We start from the raw sequence: 12,110 nt of genomic DNA on the forward strand, positions 1-12,110 counted from the left end.
AGAAAAAATGGCGATCAAAAAATCAGAGTTGTACAGCTCTCTATGGAAAAGCTGTGATGAATTAAGAGGTGGAATGGATGCCTCACAGTACAAAGATTATGTACTTACACTCTTATTTGTAAAATATATATCGGACAAATACAAAGGCAAAAAGTTTTCTGCCATAAAAATACCGGAAGGAGCGTCGTTTGATGATATGGTAACATTGGTTGGAACATCAAATATTGGTGATGATATCAATAAAAAAATTCTCAACCCTATTAAGGAAGCCAATAAACTAAACGATTTTCCTGATTTTAATGATGATACAAAATTAGGAAAAGGTAAAGATTTGGTGGATACATTAAGCAATTTGATTCTTATTTTTAATTCTCCCGATTTGGATTTTTCACAAAACAATGCTAGTGATGATGACTTATTGGGGGATGCTTATGAATATTTGATGCGACATTTTGCTACGGAATCCGGAAAGTCTAAAGGTCAATTCTATACCCCTGCCGAAGTGAGCCGCATTCTTGCCAAAGTGATTGGTATCAACAACGAAAATTCAACTGTGCAAACTACAGCTTACGACCCTACCTGTGGCTCAGGGTCGCTCCTTTTGAAGGTGGGCGAAGAAGCCGAAAAAAGTATCACACTCTACGGACAAGAAAAGGAAACGACAACTGCCAACCTGGCGCGTATGAATATGATACTGCACGGCAATCCTTCGGCTGAAATCGTTGCCGACAATACCCTCACGCGTCCTTATTGGAAAGATGAACACGGCGACGGACTCAAAACCTACGATTATATCGTGGCAAATCCGCCTTTCTCCTTAAAAAATTGGAGCAATGGGGTTAATGCAAACAACGACGAGTATGGGCGTTTCGAGTTAGGTGTTCCGCCTGAAAAAAATGGTGATTATGCGTTTTTGTTACACATTATCAAATCGATGAAAACCACAGGAAAAGCCACAGTAGTACTACCGCATGGGGTTTTGTTTCGAGGCAATGCCGAGGGTGATATTCGTAAAAAAATCATTCAAAAGGGGTACATCAAAGGAATTATCGGTTTGCCTGCCAACTTGTTTTACGGAACAGGTATTCCGGCTTGCATCTTGGTCTTGGACAAGGAGGACGCCGACACACGAAAAGGTATTTTTATGATAGATGCAAGTAAAGATTTTGTAAAAGACGGAAACAAAAATCGCTTGCAAGAAAAAGACATTCGGAAAATAACCGATGTTTTTCACCAGTTTACTGAAATTCCGAAATACAGCCGAATGGTGCCAATAGAAGAAATTGCCAATGACAAAAATCAATACAATTTGAATATTCCTCGTTATATAGACACACAAGAAGAAGAGGATACACAAGATATTGAGGCACATTTGTTCGGTGGAATCCCCAAGAAAGACCTTGCATCACTGCAAAGCTATTGGAAAATATTTCCCAACTTAAAAAACAGTTTGTTTCAAGAACAACGAAAAGGTTTTTACGACCTAAAAATAGCAAACGAAGAAATCAAAAAAACGATTTTCAATCATCCTGAATTTGTAGTTTATAGAGAGCAACTACAAGCCACTTTTGACCATTGGGCAAACCAACAAAAGCTTTACTTTGAACAATTGGACAAAGGCATAAACCCTAAAAAAGAAATTGTAACATTGGGCGATGCTATACTCCAAGCCTTTCAAGGCGATGCTTTGGTAAAACCCTATAATATGTACCAACATCTAATGTCGTATTGGGTAGAGGTGATGCAAGATGATTTTTATACCATCTCAATAGAGGGTTGGCAAGCAGGCACACAATGGGAGAGAGAAATCGTTAAAGGTAAAAAAGCAAAAGCCGGCAAGCCCACAAAAGACAAAGCCATTGACGGATTAGACGGAATCATCGGCAAACTGATACCGCCTCATTTGTTAATCCAAGAATATTTTGCCAAAGAATGGGAAGCTGTTACCGATTTTGAAACGAAAATAGAAAATACTAAAGCTGAATTAGAAGAAATACAACAGGAAAATGAAGGCGAAAGCGGTATTTTCAGCGAATTGGATAAAGTAAATCTCACTTCCGTAAAGATGCTTTTAAAACAACGCAAAGCCGAAAAAGCCCCAAAAGAAGAACTCGCCGTGATTGAAAATTATATCCGTTTGAGTGAAGCCATTTCGAGTTTTACCAAATTGATTAAGATCCAGAAGGAAGTCATTGAAAAATCAGTATTGGAAAAGTATGCCCAACTCACAGAAAGCGAAGTAAAAGATTTGGTGATCAACAAAAAATGGCTCAAACATTTGGCGACTTGTCTTTACGAGGAAAAGCAACGAATGAGCCAAGCACTCACAGGGCGAATTCTAGCACTTGCCGAGCGTTATGCAGTTACCCTGCCAGAAATGGAAACCGCCCTGCAAAACTATGAAACCAAAGTAAAACAACATTTACAGAAAATGGGGATTAATGGTGGCTTCTAGAACCTCAGCCACCAAGCCGACGCCTGAGGCTCTCGAAGGAAAAGGCACCACGCCGATGCCTGAGGCTCTCGAAGGCGGAGGAGCAAACAACTAATAGGAGTAAACAGAATGGTAAAAACGAAATTTAAACATACAGATATTGGACTAATCCCCGAAGATTGGGAGGTGAAAACATTGGGGGAGGTAGGTGAGGTATTTGGAGGAAGTACACCAAGTACAAAAAATTTGGCATACTGGAATGGAAATATAAATTGGTTTACACCTACTGATATAGGAAAAGTTAAATATTTATACAGCAGTTCAAGAAAAATAACAGAAGAAGGACTAAGTAGTTGTTCAGCAAGAATATTGCCGATAAATACAATTTTGATAACTACTAGAGCAGGAATTGGAGATTTAGGAATTCTGAAATCTCCATCGGCTACGAACCAAGGTTTTCAATCGTTAATTCCGAAAACAGATATTAACTGTGAATATTTATATTATTTATTATCAACTTTAAAATCAATTTTTATAAAGAATGCAAGTGGTAGTACTTTTTTAGAAATTAGCCCATCAAAAGTAAAATCAATCCAAATCCCCCTCCCTCCTTTTGCAGAGCAACAAGCCATTGCCGAAGTGCTGAGCGACACCGACCGCTGGATAGAAAGTTTGGAAAACCTCATCGCTAAAAAGCAACTTATCAAACAAGGGATAATGCAAAAACTACTCACCCCAAAAGAGAATTGGGAAGTGAAAAGGTTGGGGGATTGTTTAGATTATATACAACCCACTCCCTTTTTGGTAAAATCAGCAGATTACAAACCTAGCAATAATATTCCTGTTTTAACAGCAGGAAAAACATTTATTTTAGGTTATACGAACGAAACAGCAGGAATTTTTAACAATCTGCCGACAATCATATTTGATGATTTTACAACAGCTTCTAAATATGTTAATTTTCCATTTAAAGCAAAATCATCTGCAATGAAAATGCTTATTTTAAAGAATAATGATAATAATTTAAAGTATTTATCCTACTCTATGATGAGTTTGAAATTTCAAGTTGGCGACCATAAACGGCATTGGATTAGAGAATTTCAGAATATTGAAATCCCTTTACCTCCCATCGCAGAACAAACTAAAATCGCTTCCATTTTATCCGATATGGATGCGGAAATAGAAATATTGGAACAAAAGTTAGCCAAAGCCCAACAAATCAAACAAGGCTTGATGCGGGAGTTACTTACGGGCAAAATACGATTGGTAATATCTCAAGTTAAAAAAGAGATTAAGCCTTTGAAGAAACATAACAATCACTTCAATGATGCAGTACTCATTGGGGTAATGGCGTCGTGTCTTGGCTCTGAAAATTTTCCATTAACAAGGTTTAGATACACTAAAGTTTCCTATCTTTTAAAGAGATATAAAGATGAACAAATTACAGAGTATCTGAAAAAAGCCGCTGGACCTTACAATCCTAAAACGAGGTATGGAGGAGCAGAAAAAATTGCAATCGAAAACAAATATGTTGCTATAAAAAAACGCTCTTATAAAGGAAAAGAATATGAAGGATTTTTAGAAGCAGAGAATATTGAGCAAGCTTTAGGTTATTTTAATAGATGGTACGGAGAAGGTGCTCTAAATTTTATCAAGCAATTTAAATATGAAACCAATAATAATTTAGAACTTTTAGCAACTGTGGATATGGCAATACAGGATTTAAAAGAAGAAAATAAAGAGATAAATTTGAATTCGATTAAACAGTTTATCAGAGAAAACGAGGAATGGCGTGATAAACTCAATCGTTCTGCATTTTGTGATGAAAATATTGAAATAGCCATTAAAAGATTAGATAATTTATACAACTAAACCATGATCAACCCAACCGAACGAGTAACCCAAAATCGTGTAATCCAACTTTTTAAGGAGTTGGGCTATACCTACTATGGCAATTGGGAAGAACGCGAAAATAATAGCAATGTAGAAGCCGATTATCTTCGTGCTTTTCTACAAGCCCAAGGCTATACCCAACCACTTATCAAAAAAGCTATTGACAAAGCCACTGAACTGGCACAAACCAATGCAGGAAATATTTACGAACGAAACAAAAATTTTTATTCGCTCTTGCGTTATGGCGTAAAAGCAAAGGAAAATATCGGTGAGCAAAACGAAACCATATACCTCATTGATTGGAAAAACTGGGAAAACAACCATTTTGGCATCGCCCAAGAGGTTACCCTTAAAGGAAACAAAACTCGCCGTCCCGATATTGTTTTGTATGTCAATGGGATTGCTTTGGGGGTCTTGGAACTCAAACGAGGCACAGTGGATATTGTCGAAAGTATCCGACAAAATATCTCTAATCAACAAGAAAAGTTTAACGAAAATTTCTTTACTACCATTCAATTTATTTTTGCAGGAAACAATACGCAAGGTTTGAAATACGGTACGATTGAAACTCCTGAGAAATACTATCTGTCGTGGAAAGAAAATCTGCGAGACAACGAGGGCTATAAATTGGATAAATACTTGAAAAAACTATGTGCCAAAGAACGCTTTTTAGACATTATTCACAATACCGTAATTTTTGACGCTGGGAGGAAAAAACTACCGCGTCCGCATCAGTATTTTGCACTAAAAGAAGCCCAAAAATTCATTCAACGAAACGAAGGGGGCATCATTTGGCACACCCAAGGTTCGGGCAAAAGTATTTTGATGATGTTCGTAGCCCAATGGATTTTAGAAAATGTGAGCAATTCCCGTGTTGTTTTACTCACCGACCGCACCGAATTGGACAAGCAAATCGCTGATAATTTTGAAAATATGGGCGAGCAAGTGGCTCGTACGCACTCAGGTAAAGAATTGATGCAGTTTTTGACCCAATCCACCCCTCGCTTAATCGCTTCGCTCATTCATAAATTTGGCAATAAGGGAGAGAACGATTACAAAACTTTTATCACGGAAATAAAAAACAACCCACTACCGGTACAAGGCAATGTGTTTGTATTTGTAGATGAATGCCACCGAACGCAAAGTGGAAAACTCAACGAAACGATGAAAGCCGTTTTGCAAAAAGCTGTTTTTATTGGGTTTACGGGTACGCCACTCTTGAAAGAAGACAAGCAAACTACAATGGATGTATTTGGTAGATATATCCACACTTACAAATTTAATGAGGCTGTTGAAGACGGTGTGGTAAAAGACTTGGTGTATGAGGGGAGAGATATAGACCAAAATCTGTCTTCTCAGGAAAAAGTAGATGCTTGGTTTGAAGCCAAAACAAAAGGTTTGAATGATTTTCAAAAAAAGGAATTAAAAAAACGCTGGGGAACGATGCAAAATGTATTGAGTTCTCGCTCTCGTATGGAAAAAATTGTTTCTGATATTGTTTTTGATTTTTCGGTAAAGCCACGCTTGTCATCAGAAAAGGGAAATGCTATTTTGGTGGCATCAAGTATCTATGAAGCCTGTAAATATTACAAATTGTTTCACGAAACCCCTTTGAAAAACAAGTGTGCCGTGATTACTTCTTACAACCCGCAAACCAAAGACATTACCACCGAAGATACAGGCGAATTTTCGGAAACTGACAAAGAATATATCTACAAAACTTACGAAGAACTTTTAGCGAATATTACGCCTTTAGCGGGTAAAACCAAAACCGAAACTTACGAGGATTACAGCAAGGACTTGTTTATCAAACAACCCACACGAATGAAACTGCTCATAGTGGTTTCTAAACTACTGACAGGTTTTGATGCCCCTTCTTGTTCGTACATTTATATCGACAAAAAAATGCAAGACCACACCTTGTTTCAAGCCATTTGTAGAACAAATCGTTTGGATACAGACGATAAGGATTTCGGCTATATTGTGGATTATATGGGTTTGTTTGACAATGTTACTGATGCCATCAATGTCTATACATCTGAATTGGATACCGAAAGTTTTACAAAAGAAGATGTGGAAATCACTTTAAAAGAACGCTTGGGTATGGCTCGCGAACGCCTTGAAAATGCGTTGGAAACCTTGGAGCTTCTTTGTGAGGCGGTAGAAGATCCAAAATCCGATTTGGATTACATTCATTATTTCTGCGGAAATACCGAAATACCTTCCGATTTAAAAGCCAATGAGTTTAAACGCTGGGCGTTGTATAAAGCAATTGTTTCGTATATACGAGCTTTTGCCAATATAAAAGCAGAATTAGAGTTAGCAGGCTATACCGAAAAAGAAATCAATCATTTTGAAGAGCGATTGGATTTTTATTTAAAATTGCGCGAAACTATACGTATCGCCAGTGGTGAAACATTGGATTTAAAGGCTTATGAGTCTGATATGCGTCATCTTATTGATAATTATATCCAAGCAGACGAATCAAAAGTTATTTCTCCGTTTGAAGATATATCTTTGTTAGATTTATTATCGTTGGATATTTTTAAAGCGGTAGAGAAATTACCGGAAAGTATTCGTTCCAACCCCGAAGCCGTAGCAGAAACCATTGCTAATAGCATAAGTTCCAAAATTATTGAAAAACAGCTTTTAAATCCTATTTTCTTTGAAAATATGTCTCAATTACTCCAAAAGTTGATAGAGGAATACAAAAAAGGAGCTTTGAAATACAAAGAATATCTGAACGAAATGGCTGAATTGGCTAAAAAAGTAAAAGCAGGACAAGAAGACAACACCCCTTCTTCCATACGAACTATTGGTATGCGTGCTATTTATGATTATTTGAACAAAAATGAGGAGATGACAATCGTATGCGAACAAGCTATACAGTATTCCAAAAAAGAGGGATTTAGAGAAAATATCCAAAAACAAAACGAAATAAAAGAAGCTATCTACCAAGTGATTAAAGACGAAACAAAAACAGAAGCAATTTATCAGATAGTAGAACAAAATAAGCTGGATTATTAGATGTCGGTACTGTTAACATTCAATGATATAGAGGTAGTGCTTACCTTTAAGGATATTAAAAATCTACACCTAAGGGTGCATCCGCCTTTTGGAAAGGTAACCTTATCTGCTCCCCAAGGTATGGATATAGAGTATCTTAGGGTGTTTGTCAGTACCAAGTTGGGGTGGATTCGCCGAGAAAAAAAGAAAATCATTTCCCAAGAAAGAGAAATTGATTATCTGTATATCACCAATGAAAGTCATTATTTCTTTGGCAAACGCTATCTATTACAAGTTACAGAGTCCGACAAAAAATCGAAAGTAGTACTTCATCATAGCAAAATAGAAATCATTGTGCCAGATAAAAACGATAAAGCCTTTATAAAAAAGAAACTCTACCAATGGTACCGCCAACAACTTCGAGCGTTTTTACTAGAAACAATTGAGCATTATAAGGAAAAAATGAATGTTTCCCCTGAAAGTTTTGGTATTCGAAAGGTAAAAACAAAATGGGGTAGTTGTAATACAAATGCCAAAACCTTGTGGTTTAATATCGAATTAGCCAAAAAACCGAAAGAATGCATTGAATACATCGTCGTTCACGAGTTGGTGCATTTAAAAGAAAGAAATCATAATAAAAATTTTATTTTATTAATGAACAGGTATTACCCCCATTGGCAATTGAGAAAAAAACAACTCAATGAGTTGCCAATATAGAAGGAGGAAATAGAAAAGATATAAAGACTTTAATCGTACTAATTGGAATTTTCGATTGGGATTATCCACGCAAGTTCTGCTGAATTTGGTGTATTATACCGATGGTTCGGCAAGAACTATCAACTTGGGAAACAGGAAAGTAGTTTTCAAAAAAGCAAGTCCTAAAAATTTATCAGCCATCGGGAAAATTAGTGGTTTGGTAATTTAGGCACTTAAAGAACTTGGTAAGGAAAATGTTCGTGATTAGGAAATAAAAATCATCTTAAAATATTTGAAAAATGAAGAACTCCACCGTTTGGAACACGATATAAAATTGGCTCCCCAATGGATACGAATCATAATGAGAAAAGCCCTTCCAAAAGATGAGGAATAAATTTTTGAAACTTCCAAAAAAAACGCGAATCAATACTTTATCTAGATAGTAATAAGCGACAAATTATTTTTGAACCACAAAAGGCTTGTATCTATTTCAAAAAAACAGAATAAATTTAAAAAATTATGAATGTAGGAATCATAGGTTGTGGTTGGTTAGGGGAGCGGTTGTTGAGTCACTTGTCAGACAAGCATCGTATGTATGTGACAATCAGGACGAAAAGAAATCTATCTACAGACAACTATTACCATTGTTTAGAAGTCGATTTTGATAATTTTATTCCAGGCAAGTGGCAAGTTTTGTCCGATTTAGATAGTATTATCATAGCAATACCTTTTGGACGTAGATTATCTGTCGAAATATTGCAAAATCGACTTAAAAATATTTGCAATTTTATTGAAGGATTCAATAAACAGTTGTTTTTTACAAGTTCTGTGGGGATATATCCATCAGTCAATGGAACTATTGATGAGAATTTTCCAATTCCAGACCTGCAACCCGAATTATATTTTGTAGAGAAGTATCTGAAAGATAAATTTCCAAAGATAAATATTCTTCGTTTAGGAGGATTGATGGGGGATGATAGATATTTAAGTAAATATGTCGTTTCGGAACCCCATCAAATGGTAAATCACATTCACTATCAGGATGTTTGCCGAGTTATTGAGCGAATAATGACATTTGGGTTGCATTCCAAAACATACAATATTGTAGCTCCCAAACATCCTACAAAACAAGAAATTATGAATCATCAAACAGGCATTCACTTACCACTTGAATCCGCTTATGGTAAGATAGTTACTTCTGAAAAAGTCATTCGAGAATTGGATTACGATTTTTTATATCCAAATCCACTGTATTTTTGACCAAAGGATAGTCAGTGTACCTATTGTGACTGTAGAATGAGCTTTGTAGGACTTATTTCTATAAACTTGACACGCTGAGGCGATTATGATAGCTCTAAAGTATTTTTTGTTTTATTATTTTAGTACAGTCCTATATCTAAACAAAAAGGATTTCCAAAATTTAGAAATCCTTTTTGTTTTGTGCATAAAACTTTATTTAGTTTACCGCATCAGAAAGTTCAGAACCTGCTTTAAATTTTACTACATTTTTAGCAGCAACCTTAATCATCTCCCCAGTTCTTGGATTTCTCGCTTCTCTTGCTTCCTTTTTAGCAATCGACCAAGAACCAAAACCTACGATAGCCACTTTATCTCCTTTTTTTAAGGCTTTTTCTACATTTGAGAAAAAAGACTCTAAAGCTTTTTTAGCAGCCGCTTTTGTGATGTCCGCATCAGCAGCGATTACATCAATTAATTCTGTTTTGTTCATAAGTATCTTTTTTTATATACAGTTAACAGCACAAAGGTAATAATATATTTAACGTAAACAATGTTTCAGACTCAAAAACCGTAATTTTATGTGAAGTTTAACAATTTAATTCCTATTTTCCGCTAAAATCATTCTTTTATTGGTGTAAAATGCTCAAATCTTAATGAATCTTTCATTGGGAATAAAGATTCCATTGTGTCAATTTGAGAATGAATATACTTCATTTGGTCATCTAAATCACTCTGATAGATACTATTGATTCGTGTAATAAGTCCGTTAAACGTATTTTTAATTTTATCAATATGCTGATTGATTGCAGTTTCTTCAAAATCAGAATTGTTTTTTACATTATCAGCCAGTTCCTTGATCTGAGTTTGAAATAACCTAAATCTTGATTTGATGGCAAGAGAATTGATCGGTTCAGGGAATTTATCTTCAGCCAAAAGTTGGTTTAGCTCCTCATCTAATTGTGTTAACCACAAATACAATGAAAAATAAGAGCTTTTTACATTTGTTTGTTGATTTACGATTTTGTCAGAAAATTGATGTATTTTTGAAAAATATTCAGGAGGAACTTGCAAGGTAGGTCTGTAAAAAATGATATTCTCTCCTTTTTTAGCATCTTCATTGAAAAGAATTTGTATGCTGTACGTAGCTCCTTGTTCAGGGGTAAATTGTAACTGTAATTCTTTCCAATCATCCGATAAGTTTAGTTTTCGTCCTGCTTTGTTGTGAGTTTCTGTATTAAGCTCAAAATTAGATTTTTGTAATTCCTTTTGCTCATCTAAAAAAAGTAATGCTATTTCATTTTGGTTTATTCCTTTTACAAAGACAGAGAGAGTATATGGTACATTTTTAACCAAAAACATATCCCATTGAACAAAAGAAAACTCACTTTCACTATCTTTTTCAAAACGATAAATAGTATCTATGGTATTATTTTCCAAGCTTCGCCAATCCCGTTCCACAAAAGCGTTTTTTAAAATTACATTTGTATTTTTCGGATAAAGTCGTTGATAAATCCGCAGTGAATCAGGTGTTGTTGAAACTAAATTCTCGGTATTTTTAATTTTTGTAGGAGCCATACTAACGATAACTTGTATCAGAGACTGAAATGACTGCCAATTTTGCAGGTCATGAGTAGATTTCGGAGAAATATCAGTTACACGAAATTCTTCAAAATTAACTTTTTTCACTTGATATTCTTTCGGAAGTTGCTCTTTTTCAGTGCTATTATCACATGAGATTAAAAGAACAAATCCTATAGCATATATTTTGATTCCTTTCAAAAATAAGGATTTCAAAGCAGTCTTTGCAAAGGTAAATGAGAATATTTTCATAATCATGTAAAATATAAAAGAAAACACCAAAGCCAGACTTATATCCATAAGTCTGGCTTTTAGTGATAAATCTAAAACCTAAATGACTATTTAGCTAACTTATTAATATGTTTTGATAAGCTACTTTTCAAATTAGAAGCTTTGTTAGCGTGAATAATATTTTTCTTAGCTAACTTATCAATCATAGAAACAACTTTAGGAAGAGCTTCTTTTGCTTCTTCAAGATTCTCCATTGCACGCAACTTTCTAACTGCATTACGAGCTGTTTTGTGTTGGTAGCGATTGCGTAATCGAGCTGCTTCATTTCTTCTGATTCTTTTTAATGCTGATTTATGGTTTGCCATATTATAATTTTCTTAATTAGTTGTTATATGATATAACTTTTTTAACCATCATATTTTGTAGCCCGTAGGGGAATCGAACCCCTGTTACCAGGATGAAAACCTGGCGTCCTAACCCCTAGACGAACGGGCCAATAAATTATAAGTATTTCTAAGAATAAGTAGCCCGTAGGGGAATCGAACCCCTGTTACCAGGATGAAAACCTGGCGTCCTAACCCCTAGACGAACGGGCCAATATTTTTTTTGCAGGTGAACTTATTTCTTCATTGCGGTTGCAAAGGTACAACAATTTTTTAATCCTGCAATATTTTTGAAAGAAAAAAATATTTTTTTTTGTATTTTTTTTTATAGTTTATTTTTAAGGTGTTTATAATCAGTGTTTTATTAAACTTCTAAATTTATTTTATAATCTATTTTTTTAGTTCTATTATTTCCTTTCTCCGAAAAAATGAAGTTATGATTTATTAAAGGATAGGGGAGGAGGTCAAAACTATTGTTTTTCAAGCAAACATTTTATTTTTTTGAAAATAGTAAATTATCCTTTTCTTAGTTAGAAACCTTTTGTAGAAGTAAATAAAAATACAGGGAGAAGAATATGTTTTTAACTCAAAGTGCTTAGTAATGAATTAATTTTACTTGGCTCAAAGTTAAAACAAATATTTACAGTTAT

The 12,110-nt window shown here is 35.0% G+C and carries 9 protein-coding genes and 2 tRNA genes; 6 read left to right on the top strand and 5 right to left on the bottom strand.

The genetic code is table 11. From position 1 onward, the window contains the following. Positions 1-7: 7 nt before the first annotated feature. The 6 genes from CGC49_RS10125 to CGC49_RS10145 all read left to right on the top strand — a co-directional run bounded on the left by CGC49_RS10125 (position 8) and on the right by CGC49_RS10145 (position 9,289). Positions 8-2,455 (top strand): type I restriction-modification system subunit M, encoded by a 2,448-nt coding sequence (locus tag CGC49_RS10125; RefSeq protein WP_095912756.1) that lies wholly within the window; start codon positions 8-10, stop codon positions 2,453-2,455. Positions 2,456-2,563: 108 nt separating this feature from the next. Beyond that, on the top strand, positions 2,564-4,306 hold the full coding sequence (locus CGC49_RS10130) for a restriction endonuclease subunit S (RefSeq protein WP_095912553.1): 1,743 nt from the start codon (positions 2,564-2,566) through the stop codon (positions 4,304-4,306). Positions 4,307-4,309: 3 nt separating this feature from the next. After that, entirely contained in the window at positions 4,310-7,354 is a 3,045-nt protein-coding gene (locus CGC49_RS10135) for a type I restriction endonuclease subunit R (protein WP_095912554.1), read from the top strand. Beyond that, complete coding sequence (locus CGC49_RS10140) at positions 7,355-8,050, top strand: M48 family metallopeptidase (protein ID WP_095894295.1); 696 nt, start codon at positions 7,355-7,357, stop codon at positions 8,048-8,050. Between the two features lie 55 nt (positions 8,051-8,105). After that, positions 8,106-8,258 carry a DUF6088 family protein gene (locus CGC49_RS11230; RefSeq protein ID WP_157909036.1) on the top strand — a complete coding sequence of 51 codons (153 nt, stop codon included), beginning with the start codon at positions 8,106-8,108 and terminating at the stop codon, positions 8,256-8,258. 290 nt (positions 8,259-8,548) lie between these two features. Next, the gene (locus CGC49_RS10145) at positions 8,549-9,289 is read left to right on the top strand and encodes an epimerase (RefSeq protein ID WP_095912555.1); all 741 of its coding nucleotides are present in this window, start codon (positions 8,549-8,551) and stop codon (positions 9,287-9,289) included. Positions 9,290-9,485: 196 nt separating this feature from the next. On the opposite strand, the gene CGC49_RS10150 is transcribed toward CGC49_RS10145, so the two are convergent. The 5 genes from CGC49_RS10150 to CGC49_RS10170 all read right to left on the bottom strand — a co-directional run bounded on the left by CGC49_RS10150 (position 9,486) and on the right by CGC49_RS10170 (position 11,673). Beyond that, positions 9,486-9,758, bottom strand: coding sequence for an HU family DNA-binding protein (locus CGC49_RS10150; protein ID WP_042009425.1), 273 nt, complete (start codon positions 9,756-9,758; stop codon positions 9,486-9,488). 128 nt (positions 9,759-9,886) lie between these two features. Continuing rightward, positions 9,887-11,146, bottom strand: a complete 1,260-nt coding sequence (locus CGC49_RS10155) for a hypothetical protein (protein ID WP_095912556.1) — start codon at positions 11,144-11,146, stop codon at positions 9,887-9,889. A 38-nt stretch (positions 11,147-11,184) separates the two neighbouring features. Next, positions 11,185-11,442 (bottom strand): 30S ribosomal protein S20, encoded by a 258-nt coding sequence (gene rpsT, locus CGC49_RS10160; protein WP_042009424.1) that lies wholly within the window; start codon positions 11,440-11,442, stop codon positions 11,185-11,187. 58 nt (positions 11,443-11,500) lie between these two features. Beyond that, positions 11,501-11,572: transfer RNA gene (locus tag CGC49_RS10165), tRNA-Glu, on the bottom strand. A gap of 29 nt (positions 11,573-11,601) precedes the next feature. Further along, positions 11,602-11,673, bottom strand: a tRNA-Glu gene (locus tag CGC49_RS10170). Positions 11,674-12,110: the final 437 nt, after the last annotated feature.

Origin of the sequence: Capnocytophaga sp. H4358 (assembly GCF_002302515.1) — a bacterium.
Lineage (GTDB): Bacteria > Bacteroidota > Bacteroidia > Flavobacteriales > Flavobacteriaceae > Capnocytophaga > Capnocytophaga canis.